Source organism: Bogoriella caseilytica (assembly GCF_003752405.1).
Classification (GTDB): domain Bacteria; phylum Actinomycetota; class Actinomycetes; order Actinomycetales; family Actinomycetaceae; genus Allobogoriella; species Allobogoriella caseilytica.
The window spans coordinates 660,190-680,185 of record NZ_RKHK01000001.1 but is presented as its reverse complement, the minus strand read 5'-3'; the positions used below and the strand labels follow the sequence as shown (position 1 = coordinate 680,185).

Annotated in this window: 16 protein-coding genes; 11 read left to right on the top strand and 5 right to left on the bottom strand. The window is 70.7% G+C overall.

Annotated features, from left to right (window positions below; translation table 11 throughout):
* The first annotated feature begins 8 nt into the window (after positions 1-8).
* The 6 genes from rsmI (at position 9) to EDD31_RS03070 (ending at position 7,556) form a co-directional block, all read left to right on the top strand.
* Entirely contained in the window at positions 9-851 is an 843-nt protein-coding gene (rsmI, locus tag EDD31_RS03095; protein WP_123302865.1) for a 16S rRNA (cytidine(1402)-2'-O)-methyltransferase, read from the top strand.
* A 139-nt stretch (positions 852-990) separates the two neighbouring features.
* Positions 991-2,061, top strand: coding sequence for a FecCD family ABC transporter permease (locus EDD31_RS03090; RefSeq protein WP_123302864.1), 1,071 nt, complete (start codon positions 991-993; stop codon positions 2,059-2,061).
* On the top strand, positions 2,058-2,879 hold the full coding sequence (locus EDD31_RS03085; RefSeq protein WP_123302863.1) for an ABC transporter ATP-binding protein: 822 nt from the start codon (positions 2,058-2,060) through the stop codon (positions 2,877-2,879). Before EDD31_RS03090 ends, EDD31_RS03085 begins: the two co-directional genes overlap by 4 nt.
* Before the next feature lie 30 nt (positions 2,880-2,909).
* Positions 2,910-3,971, top strand: a complete 1,062-nt coding sequence (locus EDD31_RS03080) for an ABC transporter substrate-binding protein (protein ID WP_123302862.1) — start codon at positions 2,910-2,912, stop codon at positions 3,969-3,971.
* 37 nt (positions 3,972-4,008) lie between these two features.
* Positions 4,009-5,673, top strand: a complete 1,665-nt coding sequence (locus tag EDD31_RS03075) for an ATP-binding cassette domain-containing protein (protein ID WP_148058851.1) — start codon at positions 4,009-4,011, stop codon at positions 5,671-5,673.
* On the top strand, positions 5,670-7,556 hold the full coding sequence (locus tag EDD31_RS03070; protein ID WP_148058850.1) for an amino acid ABC transporter ATP-binding/permease protein: 1,887 nt from the start codon (positions 5,670-5,672) through the stop codon (positions 7,554-7,556). The genes EDD31_RS03075 and EDD31_RS03070 overlap by 4 nt, the downstream gene beginning before the upstream one ends.
* 13 nt (positions 7,557-7,569) lie before the next feature.
* On the opposite strand, the gene EDD31_RS03065 is transcribed toward EDD31_RS03070, so the two are convergent.
* From EDD31_RS03065 to EDD31_RS03055, 3 genes are all read right to left on the bottom strand, one after another.
* Positions 7,570-7,953, bottom strand: coding sequence for a VOC family protein (locus EDD31_RS03065; RefSeq protein ID WP_123305054.1), 384 nt, complete (start codon positions 7,951-7,953; stop codon positions 7,570-7,572).
* A 146-nt stretch (positions 7,954-8,099) separates the two neighbouring features.
* Complete coding sequence (locus EDD31_RS03060) at positions 8,100-8,750, bottom strand: isochorismatase family protein (protein WP_123302859.1); 651 nt, start codon at positions 8,748-8,750, stop codon at positions 8,100-8,102.
* Positions 8,751-8,902: 152 nt separating this feature from the next.
* Positions 8,903-9,712: a deoxyribonuclease IV gene (locus EDD31_RS03055; RefSeq protein ID WP_123302858.1), complete on the bottom strand. Its 810-nt coding sequence runs from the start codon at positions 9,710-9,712 to the stop codon at positions 8,903-8,905.
* Positions 9,713-9,751: 39 nt separating this feature from the next.
* Here EDD31_RS03055 and metG point away from each other — a divergent pair, with 39 nt between their 5' ends.
* The 5 genes from metG to EDD31_RS15050 all read left to right on the top strand — a co-directional run bounded on the left by metG (position 9,752) and on the right by EDD31_RS15050 (position 16,404).
* Positions 9,752-11,641 (top strand): methionine--tRNA ligase, encoded by a 1,890-nt coding sequence (metG, locus tag EDD31_RS03050; protein WP_123302857.1) that lies wholly within the window; start codon positions 9,752-9,754, stop codon positions 11,639-11,641.
* Positions 11,642-12,619 carry a TatD family hydrolase gene (locus EDD31_RS03045; protein ID WP_123302856.1) on the top strand — a complete coding sequence of 326 codons (978 nt, stop codon included), beginning with the start codon at positions 11,642-11,644 and terminating at the stop codon, positions 12,617-12,619. It begins immediately after the preceding gene.
* A 99-nt stretch (positions 12,620-12,718) separates the two neighbouring features.
* Positions 12,719-13,675, top strand: coding sequence for an L-lactate dehydrogenase (locus EDD31_RS03040; RefSeq protein WP_123302855.1), 957 nt, complete (start codon positions 12,719-12,721; stop codon positions 13,673-13,675).
* Between the two features lie 130 nt (positions 13,676-13,805).
* Positions 13,806-15,038 (top strand): resuscitation-promoting factor, encoded by a 1,233-nt coding sequence (locus tag EDD31_RS03035; protein WP_123302854.1) that lies wholly within the window; start codon positions 13,806-13,808, stop codon positions 15,036-15,038.
* 121 nt (positions 15,039-15,159) lie between these two features.
* Entirely contained in the window at positions 15,160-16,404 is a 1,245-nt protein-coding gene (locus EDD31_RS15050) for a resuscitation-promoting factor (RefSeq protein ID WP_281270416.1), read from the top strand.
* A gap of 102 nt (positions 16,405-16,506) precedes the next feature.
* Here the strand turns inward: EDD31_RS15050 and EDD31_RS03025 are convergent, their stop codons facing one another.
* Entirely contained in the window at positions 16,507-18,318 is a 1,812-nt protein-coding gene (locus EDD31_RS03025; RefSeq protein WP_123302853.1) for an ABC-F family ATP-binding cassette domain-containing protein, read from the bottom strand.
* Positions 18,319-18,417: 99 nt separating this feature from the next.
* Complete coding sequence (locus tag EDD31_RS03020) at positions 18,418-19,968, bottom strand: alpha-L-fucosidase (RefSeq protein ID WP_123302852.1); 1,551 nt, start codon at positions 19,966-19,968, stop codon at positions 18,418-18,420.
* Between the last annotated feature and the right edge of the window lie 28 nt (positions 19,969-19,996).

Below are 19,996 nucleotides of genomic sequence, written 5' to 3'. Positions count from 1 at the left end.
CTGAACCCATGTCCCATGACTCGCAGGGCTTGATCGTTCTGGCCGCCACGCCCATCGGTGACGTCGAGGACGCCCCGCCCCGCTTGCGTCGGTTGTTCCATGAGGCCGACGTCGTCGCCGCGGAGGACACCCGGCGGTTGCGGGCGCTCACCTCACGCATGGGGGTCGAGCTGACCGGACGCGTGCTCTCGTACCAGGAGCACAACGAGGCCCGCAGGGCCCCGGAACTGGTGGAGGAGGCCGCTGGCGGCGCCACGGTGCTGGTGGTCTCCGATGCGGGGATGCCCTCGGTCTCCGATCCGGGCTACCGGCTGGTCGCCGCCGCCGCTGAGGCCGGTGTGCAGGTGACTGTGCTGCCCGGGCCGTCGGCGGTGCTCACCGCGCTGGCGCTCTCCGGCCTGGCTACGGATCGCTTCTGCTTCGAGGGCTTCTTGCCGCGCCGGGCCGGTGAACGGGCTCGGGTACTGGCTGGGCTCGCCGAGGAGCGGCGCACCATGGTGTTCTTCGAGGCCCCGCACCGCCTGGCGGAGTCTCTCGGTGCGATGGCTGAGGCCTTCGACCCGGCCCGCCGGGCAGCGGTGTGCCGGGAGATGACCAAGACCTACGAGGAGGTCCGCAGGGAGGGCCTGGGTGAGCTGGCACGCTGGGCAGCAGAGGGTGTGCGCGGTGAGATCACCATCGTGGTCGCTGGCGCCGAGCCGGAGGCGGCGCGGGTGGAGGATCATGTGGCGGAGCTGCTGGAGCGCGTGGCGCAGGGCGAGCGCCTCAAGGATGCCGCTGCGGTCGTGGCGGCGAGCACCGGGCTGGGCAAGCGCGAGCTGTATCAGGCGGCGCTCGAGGCCAGGGAGTAGACAGAGGTCCTTCTCACGTCACACGCATTTCGCGCGGGCGGCCGGCTCAGGCAGACTGGACAAGAGCGATAATCATTCTCGCTTCAGGTTCTGATGTCGGCTGCTGACGAAGCGGCCACTGCCCGCTGGAGGACGGCGCATGCTGAAGGCCCAGGAGGTGCGGGTCTCTGCCCGGCTCCCAGGTCGGGCACGTACGGCCGTTTTTGCCGCAGCACTCGTCACCGTCGTGCTGCTGACGATCGTGATCTCCTCCTCCCTGGGGCCGGTTCGCACCCCGCCGGGAGCAGTGCTGGCTGCGGCTTTGGATCTCCTCGGCTGGCCGGTGACCTGGCCCGCTCCGCAGGCCGAGACCACGCACACCGCGCTGATCTCGACCGTGCGCCTGCCGCGTGCGCTCCTGGCGGCGCTGACCGGCGGTGCGCTGGCCTGCGCGGGCGCGGTGATGCAGGCGGTCTTCCGGAACCCCCTGGCCGAACCGGGAATCACTGGCGTCTCCTCCGGCGCCGCGGCCGCTGCGGTGCTGCTGCTGGTCACGGGAGTGGCGGCCACCTCGCCCTGGACTCTGCCGCTGGGAGCCTTCTGCGGGGCGCTCGCCGCCGTGACGCTCGTGCAGCTGATCGCCGGAGTGGCCCGGCCGGGCTCGGCGGCCACGCTGTTGCTGGTGGGAGTGGCGCTGAATGCGCTGCTCGGCGCGGTCATCGCCGCGGCCATCGCCAATGCCCCCGATTCTGCGGACGTGCAGCAGGCGATCTTCTGGCTGAACGGTGATCTGACGGCCACGATGTGGAGCGACGTGAGGCTGGCGGCGTTGCCAGTGCTGCTCGGCGTCCCGGTGCTGATGTGCTTCGCGCGCGAGCTCAATCTCATGGTGCTCTCGGAGGAGACCGCAGCAGCGACCGGGGTCTCCACTACGGCGGTGCGCCAGCTGGTGCTTGCCCTCGCAGCGCTGGTCACCGCCGCCACGGTGGCCGTGACCGGCGTGATCGCCTTCGTGGGCCTGGTGGTGCCGCACCTGGTCCGCCTGGTGCTCGGCCCCGATCACCGCCGGCTGCTGCCGGTCTCGGTCGCCGTAGGAGCGGTGTTCCTCTCCGTGGCCGATCTGGTGGCGCGCAGCCTGCTCAGCCCGGTGATCCTGCAGACCGGCGTGGTCACCGCTCTGGTGGGAGCACCGGTGCTGCTGGTCCTGGTGCTGCGGAGCGCGCCACGATGAACCCGGCGAGCCATGCGCGCACGGCAGGGGCCGCCCCGGTGCTCACTGCTGCGGGCCTCCGGGTCGCGCTCGGAGGCGTGCCGATCCTGCACGGCGTGGACCTCGAAGCCCGCGCCGGTGAAGTTCACGGTCTGATCGGGCCGAACGGTGCGGGGAAGTCGACGCTGTTGCGCGCTCTCGCGCACCTGGTGCGGCCCGGCGAGGGGGAGATCCAGCTCGATGGCGAGGTGGGCCTGAGCTCCCTTCGGGCCCGCGAGCGCGCCACTGTGGTGGGCTTCCTGCCCCAGGACACCGGCGTCGATCTGGACTTCACGGCCCGCGCGATCGTGGCCATGGGCCGGTACGCCCACCTGTCGCGGTGGAGTCAGCCCGGCGCTGCGGACGAGCAGATCGTGACGGCGTCCCTGGAGCGCGCCGGGGTGGCACACCTGGCCGAGCGCTCCGTACGAACTCTCTCGGGTGGGCAGCGCCAGCTGGTGATGCTGGCCAAGCAACTCGCCCAGGCCCCGCGTGCCTACCTGCTGGACGAGCCCGTCTCCGCCCTGGACCTCGCTCATCAGCTCGAGATCGTGGCTCTGATGTCCTCGCTCGCCGATGACGGAGCCGCCGTGGTGGCGGTGCTGCACGACATCACCCTCGCCGCGCGCGCCTGCGATCGCCTCACCGTGCTGCAGCACGGCCGGATCTATGCCACCGGCCCCCCGGACGACGTGCTCACCGTGACCATGCTCGCCGAGGTCTACGGCGTGCGCGCCCGGGTCGAGAACGGCCCGGAAGGCCTGACCGTCACTCCCCTCCAGCCCCTCCGACGCCCCTGAACGACCGACGTCTCCGACCGAAAGGCCATCATGAAGCTCAGCTCCCCTCTCCGTTCATCCTTCGGCGCAGCCGCATGCGCCGCCGCCGCGCTGGCGCTGGGAGCGTGCGGTACGACCGGCGACGCCACCGGCGAACCTCCCGCGGCGGAGGTGGATGGCGCTGAGGAGCCCGGAGAAAACGCCGCCGATCATCAGAGCGAGGGGGGAGCGGACGAGAGCGGGCAGTGGCCGCGCACCGTGACGATCTACGGCGACGAGCTCGAGCTGGAGTCCGAGCCACGGCGCATCCTGTCGATGTCGGTGGAGACCTCCGACATCGCGCTCGAGCTGGCCGGCCCCGACCGCATGGCGGCCATCGCGCCGGGTAGCGCGGAAGCGGGGCAGGGCAACGCCAGTGAGCTCGGCGCCCAGGTGGAGGAGACCCTCCCGGCCGGCGTCACTCCCGAGCCGGAGCAGCTGCTCTCCTGGAGCCCGGATCTCGTGCTGATGACCGGGCGCCACGACAACGAACTCGACGCCGCCGAGGTCTTGCGTTCGGCAGGAGTGCCTACGGTGGTCTTCGACAGTGCGGACTTCTCCGACCCCGCCGCCACTGCGGACATGGTGCGGATCTTCGGGGAACTGCTCGGGGCCGAGGAGGAGGCGCGGGACCGCGCCGAAGCCCTGGAACAACAGATCGCCGCCGTCGAGGAGAGCATCGCCGATGCCCAGCAGGGGCCCCGTGCCATGGGGTTGATGGCCCGGGGGCCCCAGCTCATGGCTGTCGGCCAGGGAATGACCTTGTCCACGCTCATCGAGCAGGCTGGAGGAGAGTCCGTGGCCGCCGAAATGTCTTGGCGTGGCGGGGTGAACCTTGATCCGGAAGTGCTCATCGCTGCGGACCCGGAGGTGATCATCATCGAGGACTTCCGCGGCGCGGGACGGGGACCGTTCGAGGAGATCCTGAACTCCGCCGCGGTCTCCGAGGTTCCGGCGATCGCCGAGGGGCGGGTCTACACCGTCTCGGATCTGCTGGTCTCCGGCTCGGCCGGCCTCGCTATCGGCGACGGGCTCGAGGAGGTTGCCCGTATTCTCCATCCAGAGCAGTTCTGAGCAGAGTCGGAGGAGCATGCGCGAGGTCCTAGGTGACATGCCCCGAAGGGCATGGCTCGGCGTCGCGCTCTCCTGGCTGCGCACCCTGTCACTGGCGGTGGTCTTCCTCGCCGTGGGCGCGGCCGTCGACGTGGTCGGTCTCGGCTACCGGCAGGGCAGTCTCGGCCTGAGCACCCCCCTGCTGGCGGCCGAGGTGGCCGCAGCGCTGGCGGTGGCATGCACCGCGTGGGCCGCGGCCGAACCGCCGCGACTGCAGGGCGCCGAGGAGCAGTCCTGGCGCGCTCGCGGGATCCGCAGCGCACTCTCCCGCGACGCGGCACCCGGCCGGGCGACCGGCGGTGAGGTCTACCAGCTCACCCGTGCCGTGGAGGCCGTGGCCGCCTACCGCGCCGAGTTCATCGGACCGTCGCTGGCCGCCTTCACGGCGCCGACCCTGGTGCTGGTGGTCGTGGCGATCGCTGTTGACCCACTGATCGCCGGCCTCCTGACGGCGCTGGTGGTGCTCGTGCCAGTGGTCTCCGGCTTCTTCATCCGGCTCTTCCGCGCACGCAATGCCCGCTACCGGCGGCTGTCCGCCCAGGCGTCGGCTCGCTTCGCCGAGATGCTGCGCACCCTCGGTTCCCTCGTGCTGATGGGCGCCAGCGACCGCGGCCGCGCCGTCGTCGCCCAGGCAGCGGCCGACCTGCGCCAGGAAGCAGTGGCCCTGCTGCGCCGCTCGCAGCTTGTCATCCTCGTCAACGATGCCCTGTTCTCCCTGGTGATGGTCACCGCCGCGGCGGTGCTCGCGCTGTGGCGCCTCGACGCCGGTGCCCTCAGTGGGGGCGCAGCCCTGTCCGTGGTGCTGCTGGCCACTTTGCTGAACGAGCCCATCGACAAGCTCGGCCGTTCCTTCTACATCGGCCTCGGTGGGCGTGCTCAGCAGTCCGGGCTGCAGCGCCTGGTGGCCGGCGCCCCCGCCCGGATACCGGTGCCGGCCCGGCCGGCAGACACCGCCGACCTCACGGTGCGTGGATTGGCCGTGACGCGCGGCGGTTCCACGGTGTTGCGCGACGTCGACCTGCACCTTCCCGCCGGGTCGGTGCTCGCCGTCGTCGGGCCCTCGGGGGCCGGGAAGTCGAGCTTCGCCGCCGCGATGGCCGGGCTGCTGCCGGCCGAGGGAGAGATCGAGCTGGACGGCGCCCCGGCCGGCCGGGCGGAGCTGCAGGCCGCCTCCGTACTGGTCGCCCAGAGCCCCTTCCTCGTCAGCGGCACCATCGCGGAGAACCTGCGGCTGGCGAAGCCTGAGGCCACCACCGACGAGCTCTGGGACGCGCTGCGCCTGGCGCGTCTCGAGGCCGAGGTCGCCGCGATGCCCAGCGGGCTGGACACCGCGGTGGGGGAGTCCGGCAGCGCGCTCTCCGGTGGGCAGGTGCGCCGCGTGGCGATCGCCCGCGCCGTACTCTCGGGTGCGCCGCTGCTGGTGCTGGACGAGCCCACGGCCGATCTGGACCGGCACACGGAGAACCTGGTCACCGAGATGCTGCAGGAGCTGGCCGGCCAGCGCACCCTCATCCTCATCGCCCACCGCCTGGCCACGACGGCCTGGGCCGATCAAGTGCTGGTCCTGGAGGAGGGCCGCGCGGTGGCACTGGGCACCCCGCAGGAGCTCACCGAGGGCGAGGGCTACTACGCCGTGGCCACCGACGGGGAGGGGGAGTGGTGATCGCTCATCTCCTGCGCCTGGCCCGCGCCGCCGCCGGCCTGCTCCTCGCCTCCACCGCAGCGCGGACCCTCTCCCTGCTGTGCGGCGCCGCCTTGCTGGCGGTGCCCGCCTGGGCGGTCGGTGCGCGCATCGACGTCGTCGCTGAGCCGGATGGCTTGCCAGGACTGGGTGGACCGGTCCCCGGGCTGGGCCTGGTGGTGGCGCTGATGGTCACGCTCGCCGCAGTGAAGGCCGTATCGCGCTACGGCGAGCAGATTCTCGGACATGTCGCGGCCTTCCGGCTGCTCGAGGCCCTGCGTGTGCGACTCTACGACCGGCTCGTGCCGCTGGCGCCGGCGATCAACGAACAGGGCTCAGGCCGCCTGCTCGCTGCCGCTACGCGCGATGTCGACCGGGTGGAGGTCTTCTTCGCGCACACCCTCGCCCCGATCGTCACCGCCGTACTGCTGCCCCTCGTGGCCGTCGGCGTGGCTGCCGTGGTGGCCGGCCCAGCGCCGGCGATCGTCCTGGCCATGGCCTACCTGCTCGGGGCCCTGCTGCTGATCGTGGTGGGCCGCAGCTCGGCGGGTGCCCGGGAGCGACGTCTGGTGGGCTTGCGCGGCCGGATGACCCAGGAGATCAGCGACAACGTCCGGGGACTGGGGGAACTGACCACCCTTGGTGCTGGTGAACAGCGTGCCGCCCGGATCGACCGTCTCGGCACCCAGATCGCCGAGGCACGCGCGGCGCAGGCCAGGCCGCTCGCGGTGCGCGCCGGGGTGCAGGCAGGATGGCAGCTCGCCGCGATCCTCCTGTTGCTCGCTGTGGGTTTGCCCTTGGTCAACGACCTCGAGATCTCCATGGCCGCACTGCTGGTGGCGGTGGCCCTTGTTCCGGGCATCGCCCCGGCGCTCGCCTCGGTGGAGGCCTTCGCCATCTCCCTGCCGGCGGCCCTGGCCAGTGCGCGCAACCTCCGCGACCTCGAGGAGCAGGAACCCGCGGTCGCTGATCCGGCAGACTCAGAACATCTCGGCGCGGTGCGCGGCGACGTGCACTTCGAACGCCTCCGCTTCCGCTATCCCGGGCCCGGTGGGACTGGCCGGGTCGGTCAGCCCGCTGGAGCCGGTGGGTCCGGTAGGCCCGCGGGAGCAGGGCCCGGCCACGGATCGGCGAGCAAGGCGGCGGGCGACGGCCAGACGGGCCGGGCGGTGCTGCGGGGTCTCGATCTCGACGTCGAGACCGGCTCCGTGGTGGCCGTGGTCGGCGCCTCAGGGTCGGGCAAGTCCACTCTCGCGCGACTGCTCGCCCGGGTCTGGGATGTCGAGGGCGGAGCGGTCTGGCTCGACGGTATCGACATCCGGCGCGTTCCGTTGGCGGAGCTGCGCCAGGCGGTGACCGTGGTGGATCAACGAGCGGTGCTGCTCGCCGGGACCCTGCGGGAGAACCTCCTCCTGGTCCGCCCGGGGGCAGAGGATTCCGAGCTGGTGGCGGCCTGCGAGACGGCCTGCCTGGATCTCGCCTCATTCCCGGAGGGCCTCGACACCGTGCTGGGTGAGGAGGGGGAGCGGCTCTCCGGCGGTCAGGCCCAGCGTCTGGCGCTCGCGCGCGGGTATCTGCGCGGTGCACCGGTGCTCGTGCTCGACGAGGTCACCTCCTACCAGGACCCGCTCACTCAGCGCGAGATGTTGCGCCGACTGGTCGAGTTCCGTGCCGGTCGAAGCGCCGATGGCGGACCGACGCCGCTGAGTGCGCCGCGCACGGTCATCCTCATCGCCCACCGCGGTGCCGTGCTGCAGTACGTCGACCGGGTGCACGTGCTCGAGGAGGGCCGAGTGGTCGAAGCCGGCGCTCCCGCGGAACTCGGGGCACGGGAAGGCGCCTTCGCGCGACTCATGGGGCGGTGAGCGAGGCGCCTGCCTAGTGGCCCTCGTGCTCCGCGATGCAGAAGAGGTTGCCCTCGGGATCGGCGAGGGTGCTCCACCGCACGCCCGGGTACTCGTCGAGGACCTCCCAGCGGAAGGTGGCGCCGAGGTCCACGGCGCGGGACGCCTCCGCCGTCCTGGAGCCGTCCGGTACGAAGAGGTCGGGGTGGGAGATCTGGCGCTCCGGGCGCGGCCCGGTCAGCGGCTGGATGAGGAGGCCCGGCTCGCCCGGGCGGTTGCCAGGCAGGAAGGCCGCGCCGTCCCCGACCTGCGCCTCGCGGTGCAGCAACGCACCCCAGAAACCGGCCAGTGCGGGCGGGTCGGCCGCCTCCATGGCGATGGTGCCGATACTGATACGCGGTGCTGCATCCTCGACCATGCCCTCACGGTAGAGCACGGCGCTGACGCCTCACTGGGCTCTGAGCCTGACCTACATCGCCGACCCTCTGTGCGGTCGGGCGACGATGTCCCGGTCGATGCTCCCACACCTGCATTGCGGCAGGGTGCCCTGTCCTGTCCCCGCCCTTACTCCGGCTCCGGCCCCAGGTCGGAGATGGCTTGCTCGACGCCGGCGGCGGTCATCTCGTCGCGGGCCTGGGCGCCGAGCTCCTGGCTGACCGGGACCGTCAGGTCGCTCAGCACCCGCGTGGGCCAGCCGAGCCGGTGCGCGTCCAGGGCGGTGTCCTTCACGCAGTGCGACTCCACGAGCCCGACCACGTCGACGGCCGTGATTCCGGCCTCGCGCAGGATCGCCTCGAGTGAGCGGCCCTGCTCATCGGTGCCCTCAAAGCCCGAGTAGGCGGCGTCGTACTGGCCCTTCTTCACCTGCGCGTCGAAGCTCAAGCCGCCCAGCGCCGGATGCAGCTCGGCTTCCTCACTGCCGGCCACGCCGTGCGGGGGCCAGGAGTCGACGAAGTCCGGCTCCTCGGAGAAGTGCGCCCCCGGGTCGATATGCCAGTCCTGGGTGGTGACCACCAGGTCATAGAGCTCACGTCGCTCCGCCACATAACGCCCGACGCGCACGGCGACGTCGTTCGCGCCGGGCGAGGGGAGAGCGCCTCCCTCACAGAAGGTGGGCTGGACGTCGACGACGATCAGGGCGCGGCCGGTGCGGGGCGGCTCTGCGCCGGGCTGCTCGTCCGGGCCGGGCTGGCCGATGGTGTCCGTGGTGCTCATCAGAACCTCCTGAAGTGGTCGATGCTCCGCACATTCTCCCGCACGATCTGGCCCCGGCGCCCGTCGCGCCACCTAACCGCGAGCGCGCCAGTCACTGGCGCCTAGAAACCGCCGTGGAGCCCACGCGGGTAACTGGCGCGCTCGGCGAACCCTCAGCCGGCCAGCGCGCGCCGGACCCACTCGACGTCGGCTGCCTGGTCCTCGGCCTCGCCCGGGGTCTCCACCACCACGGGAGCTGCGGCTTCGCGGATCACGGTCGCCAGGTCCTCCGGGTCGATGGTGCCGGCGCCGAGGTTGGCGTGCCGGTCCGCACCGGAGTCGAAGGTGTCCCGTGAGTCATTGGCGTGCACGAGATCGATCCGGCCGGTGATGGCGCGGATGCGATCGGCGAGCCCGGGCAGTTCCTCGCCGCCGGCGAAGGCGTGGCAGGTGTCCAGGCAGAACCCGACCTCGCTGCCGCCGTCGGCGGACCGGACCGCCTCCCAGAGCCGCTCGATCTTCTCCACCCCGCGGGCCATGGCCTGGCTACCGCCGGCGGTGTTCTCGATGAGGATCGGCACCTCGCCCTCGAGCTGGTCCACGGCCTTGCGCCAGTTGTCGAAGCCGGCCTCGATCGGATCATCCTTGGGCACGTGCCCGCCGTGCACGATCACCCCGGCCGCGCCGATCTCGGCGGCGATGTCCACCTGCTGCTGCAGCATGCGCCGGCTGGGTACCCGCACGCGGTTGTTCGTGGTCGCCACATTGATCAGGTACGGGGCATGGATGTAGAGCCGCACCCCCGCTTCCTCGGCGGCAGCCTTGAGCGCCGCCGCGCCGCCCGGAGTGGTGACCTGCGGCTTCTTCCAGCTCTTGGGATCACCCACGAAGATCTGGGCGGCGTCAGCGCCGCGCTGGAGGGCTTCGGCGATCGGGTCCTCGGAGCTGCGCACGTGCGCGCCCACTGGGATGGGGATGGTCATGGACCGAGCCTAACCGGGCCCCCGATTAGGCTGGCGTCCATGACGCGCATCCTCTCTGCTCTGGCCTGGCCATATGCCAACGGGCCACGCCACATCGGCCACGTGGCCGGCTTCGGTGTGCCCGCGGACGTCTTCTCCCGCTACATGCGCATGTCTGGGCACGAGGTGCTCATGGTGTCGGGCACGGACGAGCACGGCACCCCGATCCTGGTGGCCGCCGATGCGGCAGGCGTGACGCCCCGCGAACTCGCCGATGAGAACAATCGGTTGATCGTCGAAGACCTCGCCGCACTCGGCTTGAGCTACGACCTCTTCACCCGCACCACCACCCGCAACCACCACGCGGTGGTCCAGGACATGTTCCGTACGGTGCAGGAGAACGGTTACCTGGTGGAGCAGACCACCCTGGGCGCGGTCAGTCCGTCCACCGGGCGCACCCTGCCGGACCGTTACATCGAGGGCACCTGCCCCATCTGCAAGACCCCCGGTGCGCGGGGCGATCAGTGCGATGCCTGCGGGAACCAGCTCGACCCCACAGATCTGATCGAGCCGCGCTCGAAGATCAACGGGGAGACGCCGAAGTTCGTGGAAACCACCCACTGGTTCCTCGACCTGCCCGCCCTGGCCGAGGAGCTCGGCTCATGGCTCGATGAACGCGAGGCCACCGGGAGCTGGCGGCCGAACGTCATCCGTTTCTCCAAGCACATCCTGGACGAGATCCGGCCCCGCGCCATCACGCGCGACATCGACTGGGGTATCCCGGTGCCCGGCTGGGAGGATCAGCCCACCAAGCGGCTCTACGTGTGGTTCGACGCCGTGATCGGCTACCTCTCCGCGTCCATCGAGTGGGCCCGGCGCTCCGGGGATCCCGAGGCCTGGCGCAGGTGGTGGAACGTACCCGCGGACCCGGCCGAGGAGCGGGCGCTCTCGTACTACTTCATGGGCAAGGACAACATCGTTTTCCACTCCCAGATCTGGCCGGCCGAGCTGCTCGCGCAGAACGGTGAAGGTTCCCGCGGTGGCGAGGCTGGCCCCTTGGGCCACCTGACGCTGCCCACCGAGGTGGTCTCGAGCGAGTTCCTCACCATGGAGGGCAAGAAGTTCTCCTCTTCGCGTGGCGTCGTCATCTACGTGCGCGATGTGCTGGCCCGCTATCAGGTGGACGCCCTGCGGTACTTCATCTGCGCCGCCGGCCCGGAGAATCAGGACGCCGACTTCACCTGGGCGGAGTTCGTGCGCCGTACCAACGGTGAGCTGGTGGCCGGGTGGGGCAACCTGGTCAACCGCACAGCCTCGATGATCGCGAAGAACTTCGGCGAGATCCCGGCTGCCGGTGAGCTCGAGCCCATCGACAGCGAGCTGCTCGAGGCCGTCCGGCGCGGCTTCGCCGACGTCGGGGCGCTGATCTCCCGTCACCGGCTACGTGCCGCCATCGGTGAGCTGATGCGCCTGGTGGGGGAGGCCAATACCTACGTCACCCGCACCGAGCCCTTCCGGCTGAAGTCCGAGGAGCAGCGCCCGCGCCTGGGCACGATCTTGCACGTGCTCGCGCAGGCGGTCAGCGACCTCAACCTCATGATGGCTCCCTTCCTGCCGCACTCCGCCAACACCGTGGACGCCGTGCTCGGCGGGACCGGCCAGGTGGCGCCGCTGCCGCGGATCGAGGAGGCTGAGGATCTCGACGGCGGCCCCGGCTACCCGATCATCACCGGCGAGTACCACCACGGCGAGGGCGCTTTCCCGCGCTGGGAGTCTGCCCCGGTTCCGGTGGGCCGGGCCGTGGCCAAGCCGAAGCCGGTCTTCACCAAGCTCGACGAGTCCATCGTGGAAAAGGAACTCGCACGCCTGGGGGTGGATCCGCAGGTCGCGGCCGCCGAGGCTGCCGATATCGACGGGCCCGGCGCCGAGGCCAGCGGGGGAGAGGCCTGAGTGGGCGGGGGGAAGTCCAAGAAGAAGGGCTGGCCCGACCTCCCTGAGCCGCTGCCGGCTCCGGTCACCGACAATCACACCCACCTGCCGCTGATCGACGAGAGCGGCCGGCCGCTCGACGAGGACGACGTCGCCCTGCCCCCGGGGGAAGCGCCGTTGAGCACCGCGCAGCAGATCGACCTGGCGCGCTCGGTGGGTGTCACCCGGCTGCTCTCGGTGGGCTGCGACGTGCCCTCGTTGCGCGGCACAGTGGCCCTCGCCCGCGCGCACCCCGAGATCGCGGCGGCGGTGGCCATCCATCCCAATGAGGCACCCCTGCACGCCGGGGTGCGGGAGATGGCGCCCGACGGCCTGGACCCGGCGCAACGCGCGCATCACGAGGTTCCTCTGGAACAAGCCATCGCGCAGGTGGCCGAGCTGGCCCGGGATCCCCGGGTGGTGGCGGTGGGTGAGACCGGCCTGGACTACTTCCGCACCGGCGAGCGCGGGCGGGTCCACCAGATCGACGCCTTCCGCCAGCACATCGCCCTGGCCAAGGAGTTGGGCAAGCCCCTGCAGATTCACGACCGCGACGCACACCACGACGTCGTGGAGATCCTGCTGGCCGACGGTGCCCCCGAGCGCACGGTGTTTCACTGCTACTCCGGCGACGCCGAGATGGCGACGATCCTCGCCGAGCAGGGCTGGTACGCCTCGATCGCCGGGCCGGTGACCTTCGGGAAGAACGAGGCCGGCCGTGAAGCCCTGCGGGCCCTGCCCCGGGACCTCGTGCTGGTGGAGACCGATGCGCCGTACCTCACCCCGGCCCCCTATCGGGGCCGGCCGAATGCCTCCTACGTGATGCCGCTGACGGTGCGGGCGATCGCGGAGCAATGGGCGATGGCGGAGGGGGAACAGGCCGGCGGGAGCGGGCCGGGCATCGCAGAAACGTGCCGGATTCTGGCAGCGAACACCGAGGCCGTGTACGGCACCTGGTGAGCCGCGGGGTGCCTGGCCGCGCGTCTGCCGGCGCTCGGCCCCGCATTCCGCACACGGGAAGAACTGGACGGCGCTCTGCTGAGCGTCGAGCATGGGGCCATGGCTGTCATCGAGAACTCGAAACTCGCGATCGTCGGGGCGGGCGCCGTCGGTACCTCCCTGGCCTACGCGGCGCTTCTGCGTGGAACGGCGCGGGAGGTGTCGCTGTACGACATCAACCGCGAGAAGGTGAATGCGGAGATCCTCGACCTCGCCCATGGCACCGCTTTCACGGGAGCTTCGCGCATCCGCGGCGGGAGTGACCTTGATGTGGTGAACGGCGCGAACGTCGTGGTGATCACCGCCGGTGCGAAGCAGCACCCCGGGCAGTCGCGTCTCGATCTCGCAGGCGACAATGTGGAGATTCTGCGCAACCTCATGCCGGCGCTCGTCGAACGGGCCCCCGAGGCGGTCTTCATGCTCGTGACGAACCCGTGCGACGTGCTGACCGTCGCAGCGCAGCGCTTCGGCGAATTGCCGCCGAACCGTGTCCTCTCGTCGGGCACGGTGCTCGACACCTCGCGCCTGCGCTGGCTGATCGCGGAACGCGCCGGGGTGGCGACCTCCAGCGTCCACGCCATGATCGTCGGAGAGCACGGCGACTCCGAGTTCGCGCTCTGGTCGCAGGCGCGTATCGGCCCCATCCCGATCGGTGAGTGGCCGGTTGCGGACGGCGTGCCGTTCGCGCGGCCCGAGCTCGATCGCATCGCCGACGACGTCGTCCATGCCGCGTACCGGGTCATCGCGGGCAAGGGGGCGACGAACTATGCGATCGGCGTCTCCGGCGCACGCATCGTAGAAGCCATCCTGCGCGACGAGCACGCCATCCTGCCGGTGAGCTCGATCCTCGACGGCTACCGCGGCGTGTCGGGTGTGGCGCTCTCGGTGCCGACGGTCGTTGACTCCTCCGGCGTCTCGGAGGTGCTTGAGGTGCCGTTCGACGAGGAAGAATCGGAGCGATTCCGCGCGTCGGCCGTGGTCGTGCGGCGCACGATCGAGTCGCTCGGGCTGGACTGAGTCGAACCGATCGGCGGCGCCCTGTGGCGGACAGCACGGGCCCCATTCCCTCTGGGGGTTCCCATGAAGGTCACGAATCGGTTACGGTCGGCGGGTTCGGTCTTCCCTCCAGACAGGACTTGATACCTCCGTGGAACCTTTCACTACGCCCGGCTCCTCCACCGGGCAGGCCCCAGGCGAGCTGCCCTCGCGCCGTGCGCGGCGGCAGAGCGAGCGTGAGGCCCCCCGTCGCCGCGGCCTCGCGGCCCTCGGGCTCCCCACCGCCGCAGTGACCTTCCTGCGTGCCGGAGTGGCGGGTGCGGCCGTGCTCAGCGTGGGCGCCGTGACGCTCGCTCAGTCCGACGTGACCTCCGACGTTCTCGGCGCACCGGCCGGGATCGCCTCGACCTCGCTGGCGAGCCTGGACCACGTGCGCACCTCGGGTGCCGAGCAGCGCGGAGAGAGCTTCCGCACCGCGCTGGAGGCGCCGGAAGTACAGTCCGGCGGCCAGTTCACCGTGGAGGTCGACGGCGAGAGCATCGAGATCGACACTGAGGTGGAGACCCTCGCTGAGGCGCTCCTCGAAGCCGGCATCGTGGTGGCCCAGCACGACGTCGTGACCGCATCCATGCGCGGATCGGTTCCCCAGGGTGCGGTGGTGCAGATTCACCGCAGCGCCTCGGACCTGGAGTTCGAGGAAGAGACCATCTCGTGCGACGCCGTCGAAGAAGAGGACCCCGACCTGCCGCGCGGTGAGACCCGCGTGGAGACCGAGGGGCGCGACGGCACCATCACCACCACGTACCGGGTGCGCGAGACCGGCGACGAGCGCTCCCGTGAGCAGCTCTCGGCCGTCACCCAGGACTGTGTCCCCGAGGTGACCCGGGTGGGCACCCAGGCGCCCGCGCCCGTGGTGGCCCAATCCTCACCGGAGACCTCCTCCTCGCTGGAGGCTCCCGCTGGTTCCAGTTCGGCTCCCGCCACGGCCGGGGAGGATGCTGCCACTGACGCCGGTGAGGCTCCCGCCAGCCAGCCCAGCGCTCCGGCCGCGACCGTGCCGTCGAACCTCTCCGGAAACCGCGCCCTCGGCGCCCAACTGGCCGCGAACCGCGGCTGGACCGGTGAGCAGTGGACGTGCCTGGAACGTCTGTGGACCCGGGAGTCCGGCTGGAACCATCAGGCCGCCAACCCGATCAGCTCGGCTCGCGGCATACCGCAGGCCATGATGTCCGTGCACTTCCCCGACTGGCCCCATGGCCCGAACGCGCAGAACTACTTGAACAACCCCGGGGTTCAGATCGAATGGGGTCTGAACTACATCGCCGGGCGATACGGCTCACCCTGTGGCGCCTGGGGAGTCTTCCAGCGCCAAGGGCACTACTGAGCTCACCGAGAGGCCAGCCTCCCCGCTGGCCACTCCGCCTGGGCCGCACCGAGTCCGTGACTCGGCCGGCGCCGTCCTACGGGCGTGCCGCGAGCCCGTGACCCCCTGAGGAAAGACAGCTATGAACCAGCCTGAGAACACCCCTGCCACCGAGGCCGCAGCACCGGCCACCCCCCACAAGCGACGCCGGTGGATGCTGTGGACCGCAGCAGCCCTGGTGCCAGTCTTCGGCGTCTCCGGTGCGGTGGCCGCCCAAGCGCACAAGACCGTGGAGATCGACGTCGACGGCGAGATCACCGAGGTGAGCACCTGGAGTGGTTCGGTGACCAGCCTGCTCGAGAAGGAGGGTATCGAGCTTGGCCCGCACGACGAGATCACCCCCGCGCTCGGTTCCTCGCTGAGCAGCGGCGACGCGGTGGTGGTGCGTTACGCACAGCAGCACCCCGTGATCCTCGAGGGTGAGGAGGAGCAGGTCTGGACGACTGCCTCGAGCATCACTGATCTGCTGAACGAACTCTCGCGTGCCGGCCACGAGCCGGTCGTCCCGGTGACGCTCACCGAGGACGGCGACCTCGAGACCGAGGTCGACCTGCCGCTGGTCGACGGCGGCGGAGCGGTGGTCATCGCGGCCGACGGCGAGCGTGACCGCCACGAGCTCGAGGACGAGGCGGAGGTCGTCGATGCCCTGGAGGTCGCTGAGATCGAACTCGGTGAGCACGACGAGCTGGAGCTGACCGCCGAGGCCGATGCCGCGGCCGGCGCCGCGATCCTGGCCATCACCCGCGTCGAGCACGGCCAGGAGACCGAGACCGAGGAGATCGAGTTCGAGGTGGTCCGCCAGGCCGACTCCTCCCTCTACGAAGGCACCGAGCGGGTCACCGTCGACGGTCAGGTCGGCGAGCGGACCCGCACCTTCGAGACGGTGACGGTCGACGGTGAGGAGGTCGAGCGGGAGCTCGTCTCCGAAGAGGTCACCACCGAGCCCGTTGACCGCGTGATCACCTACGGCACCGCGGAGCGTCCGGCACCTGAGCCCGAGCCGGCTCCTGCCCCTGCGCCCGCCCCCCAGCCGGCCTCCTCGCCCTCCAGTGGCAGCTCCTCGGGTGGTGACTCCGGTGGCTCCGCCCCGGCCGGGGTCTGGGCCCAGCTCGCGCAGTGCGAATCCGGGGGGAACCCGAGCACCAACACCGGCAACGGCTACTACGGCATGTATCAGTTCGCCCTGCCCACCTGGCAGTCCGTCGGCGGCACCGGACTGCCGAGCGAGGCCTCCGCGGCAGAACAGACCCAGCGCGCCCAGATCCTGCAACAGCGCGCCGGCTGGGGCCAATGGCCCGCCTGCGCGCGCAGCCTCGGCCTGCTCTGACGGTGGGGTGAGCTGGGCCCGCGCGTTCGGCCACCTCGATGACTTCGTTGCCGATCTCGCCCCTATCAGGGCAGATTCGGCAACGAAGTCGTCCCGGCCGGTCTAGCCGAGGATCTCGGTCACTTCCAGCCAGCGTTCTTCCAACTCGGCTTCCTCCTCGTCCAGGGCTCGCAGCTCGGCGGTGAGTTCGGCGAGACCGGTGTAGTCGCCCTGGTCGTGGGCGGCCATCCGGTCGTGCACCTTCTTCCTCCGTGCGGCGAACTTGCCGAGCTTGCGCTCAATGCCGGCGAGCTCCTTCCGAGCCGCGTGCAGCTCGGCGCCGCTGGGCGCCTCGGGATCCTCCCCGGAACCGGCCCCGGCAGATCCTCCGGCAGGCTCCCCAGCACCGGTGGGCCCCGTCCCGATCGCACCCTGCGCGGCGCGCAGCCCGAGGTACTCGTCCACCCCGCCGGGCAGGTGCCGCAGCCGGCCATCCAGCACCGCGTACTGCTGATCCGTGACGCGCTCAAGCAGGTACCGGTCGTGCGAGACCACGATGAGTGTGCCCGGCCAGGAGTCGAGCAGATCCTCCATGGCGGCGAGCATGTCGGTGTCGAGGTCGTTCGTGGGCTCGTCCAGGATCAGCACGTTCGGCTCGTCCAGGAGCACCATCAGCAGCTGCAGCCGCCGGCGCTGGCCGCCGGAGAGGTCGGAGACCCGGGTGGAGAGCTGATCACGGGCGAAGCCCAGCCGCTCCAGCAACTGCGCCGGGGTGAGCTCCTTGCCGTCGATCTCGAAGCTCGCCTTGGAGCGGGCCAGCACCTCGCGCACCCGGTCACCGGCGATCTCCGCGAGCTGGGAGAACTGCTGGTCCAGCACCGCCAGTCGCACGGTCTTGCCCCGTTTGACCCGGCCGGAGCTCGGCGTCAGTGTTCCGGAGATGACATTGAGCAGGGTGGACTTCCCAGCACCGTTCGCCCCGAGGAGGCCGGTGCGTTCGCCCGGCGCCAGGCGCCAGGTGATGTCGCGAATGACCGTGTGATCTCCGTAGCCGGCCGAGACCTCGAGCAGGTCCACGACGTCCTTGCCCAGGCGTGCCACCGCCGTGGAGGTGAGCTGGACGGTGTCGCGCGGGGGCGGCACGTCCTGGATGAGTTGGGTCGCCGCGTCGATACGGAACTTGGGCTTGCTGGTCCGGGCCGGTGCGCCGCGGCGCAACCACGCCAGCTCCTTCTTCATCAGGTTCTGCCGCTTGGCCTCGGCGGTAGCGGCTTGGCGGTCGCGCTCCACCCGCTGCAGGACGTAGGCGGCGTATCCGCCCTCGAAGGGCTCCACCAGGCCGTCGTGCACCTCCCAGGTGGCGGTGCACACCTCGTCGAGGAACCAACGGTCGTGCGTGACCACCAGCACCGCACCGGAACCGCGCGTCCACCGGCGCTTGAGGTGGCCGGCCAGCCAGGCGATGCCCTCGACGTCCAGATGGTTGGTGGGCTCATCGAGGATGACGATGTCCCACTCGCCGACCAGCACCTGGGCCAGTGCGACGCGCCGGCGCTGTCCTCCGGACAGGGCCGAGACGGGGGAATGCCAATCGAGGTCGGAGACCAGGCCGGCCAAGATGTCGCGCACGCGCGGATCGGCGGCCCATTCGTACTCCGGACGGTCGCCCACGATCGCCTGCGCCACGCTGGCTGCTGGATCGAGACCATCGGACTGGTGCAGCATGCCCAGGCGCACTCCGCCACGGCGGGTCACCCGGCCGGCGTCGGGCTCGGACGTGCCGGCGAGGAGGCGCAGCAGGGTGGACTTGCCGTCGCCATTGCGGCCGACCACGCCGATCCGGTCGCCCTCGTCGACGCCGAGCGTGACGGATTCGAGGAGGACCCGGTCCGGGAGTGCGAGGTGCAGGCCTTCGGCCCCGAGGAGATGTGCCACCTGACGAGGGTAGGGAATCCGAGCCGCCGCTGGGGACCGGGTCCAGGGCGATCCGGCGGCGCGTGAGCCCACACGGCCCTCGCGCGGCGGCGCGGGGGATCAGATGCCGATGCCGTGGAAGAAGTCGATCCGCCGGTGGGGCTCCTCGGGGGCCAGCTCGATACGGATCACGGGGCCACCCGCGGTGGGCGGGAGCTCCTCGGGCAGCACCACCTCAAGCGCGTCGTCGGTGACGGTCCAGATGAGCTCGCCGCGGAACCCCAGCACCCGGACATCGGTGATGGGCCGCTCCAGCAATCCACTGCTGCGGCCGAAACTGCGCACGCGCAGGCGGTCGGCATGCACGGGAGTGAGCGCGATCGCGTAGACGTAGTCGTGCCCCACCTCGGTCATGGCCGTGAATCGGTAGTCCCCGACGCCGTAGCTGGCCGCCGCACCATCGGAGTGCGGGCCGGCCGGTGTGCGCGTAGGCCCCTCGGCGTGGATCCGCCACGGGCTGGAGCCGTAGATGCTCTCGCCATTGACGGCCAGCCAATCGCCGATCGCCTCCAGGAGGCCGGCCTCCTCCTCCGCGATCGTGCCATCGGCCTTGGGCCCGATGTTCAGCAGGAAGTTCCCGTTCTTGGACACCGCATCGGCGAGCTCGGCAAGGAGATCAGCGGCGCTCTTGTAGTCGTGGTCCGGCACCCAGCACCAGGAACTGCGTGAGACCGAGGTGTCGTTCTGCCAGATCTCCGGTGAGGTGGTGGCCAGCGAACCGCGCTCGAGGTCGGGAACGACGCTGCCCGGCCGGAACGCCTCCCACTTGGCGTTGATGACCACCTCGCGCCCCCATTGCGCGGCGCGGTTGTAGTAGTAGGCGGCCAGGCGCCGCAGGTAGGGCTCGAAGGACGGTTCTTCGATGCCGGTGTCGAAGTACAGCAGCTGAGGCCGGTAGGTGTCGATGATCTCCACCGTGCGCAGCAGCCAGTCCTCGAGGAAGCGTTCGGTCGGCGTGACTTCCTTGCGCAGGGCCGGGCCGTAGAGATCGAGGAAGTCCGGGTCGCGCACATCGGAGTCGAAGGCGAGACCGGGGTTCATGTAGAACCAGTGCTCGGCCCGGTGTGAGGAGGCCCCGCTAACGAGCCAGGCCTCATCGAGGGCGGTCAGGAGTTCGCCGAACACATCGCGCCTCGGCCCGATGTTCCCGGTGTGCCAGCGGGAACGGGCAGTCTCGTACATGGCGAAGCCATCGTGGTGTTCGGCCACCGGCACCACGTACTGCGCACCGGCTCGCCGGAAGAGCCCCGCCCACTGTGCGGGGTCGAAGTGTTCCATCGTCAGATGCGGGAGGAAGTCCTTGTAGCCGAAAGACCGGTGCGGGCCGTAGGTGGTCCGATGGTGCTCGAAGGCCGCTGTGCCCTGCTGGTACATCGTGCGCGGGTACCACTCGTTCCCGAAGGCGGGCACGGAGATAGCGCCCCAGTGGATGAAGATCCCGAAGCGCGCATCCCGGTACCACTGCGGTGGCTGGTACCGGGTCAGTGAGTCCCACGTGGCGTCATACGGGCCGCGGGCGATCACCTCATCGACGGCGTGGAGCGCAGCGGAGTTATCTGAGACGTCGACGGCCGGTGGGAGTCCTGCCGGGTCCAGCGGGCTCAGTGACATGGTGTCCTTCCGATTCGTGGTGCCAAGG

Bases quoted from the DNA above. Each gene is read 5' to 3' on its own strand.
- EDD31_RS03020 (WP_123302852.1), bottom strand. From the start codon at position 19,968: ATGTCACTGAGCCCGCTGGACCCGGCAGGACTCCCACCGGCCGTCGAC.
- EDD31_RS03075 (WP_148058851.1), top strand. From the start codon at position 4,009: ATGCCCCGAAGGGCATGGCTCGGCGTCGCGCTCTCCTGGCTGCGCACC.
- EDD31_RS03040 (WP_123302855.1), top strand. From the start codon at position 12,719: ATGGCTGTCATCGAGAACTCGAAACTCGCGATCGTCGGGGCGGGCGCC.
- EDD31_RS03065 (WP_123305054.1), bottom strand. From the start codon at position 7,953: ATGGTCGAGGATGCAGCACCGCGTATCAGTATCGGCACCATCGCCATG.
- EDD31_RS03085 (WP_123302863.1), top strand. From the start codon at position 2,058: ATGAACCCGGCGAGCCATGCGCGCACGGCAGGGGCCGCCCCGGTGCTC.
- EDD31_RS03055 (WP_123302858.1), bottom strand. From the start codon at position 9,712: ATGACCATCCCCATCCCAGTGGGCGCGCACGTGCGCAGCTCCGAGGAC.
- metG (WP_123302857.1), top strand. From the start codon at position 9,752: ATGACGCGCATCCTCTCTGCTCTGGCCTGGCCATATGCCAACGGGCCA.
- EDD31_RS03090 (WP_123302864.1), top strand. From the start codon at position 991: ATGCTGAAGGCCCAGGAGGTGCGGGTCTCTGCCCGGCTCCCAGGTCGG.
- rsmI (WP_123302865.1), top strand. From the start codon at position 9: ATGTCCCATGACTCGCAGGGCTTGATCGTTCTGGCCGCCACGCCCATC.
- EDD31_RS03080 (WP_123302862.1), top strand. From the start codon at position 2,910: ATGAAGCTCAGCTCCCCTCTCCGTTCATCCTTCGGCGCAGCCGCATGC.
- EDD31_RS03060 (WP_123302859.1), bottom strand. From the start codon at position 8,750: ATGAGCACCACGGACACCATCGGCCAGCCCGGCCCGGACGAGCAGCCC.
- EDD31_RS15050 (WP_281270416.1), top strand. From the start codon at position 15,160: ATGAACCAGCCTGAGAACACCCCTGCCACCGAGGCCGCAGCACCGGCC.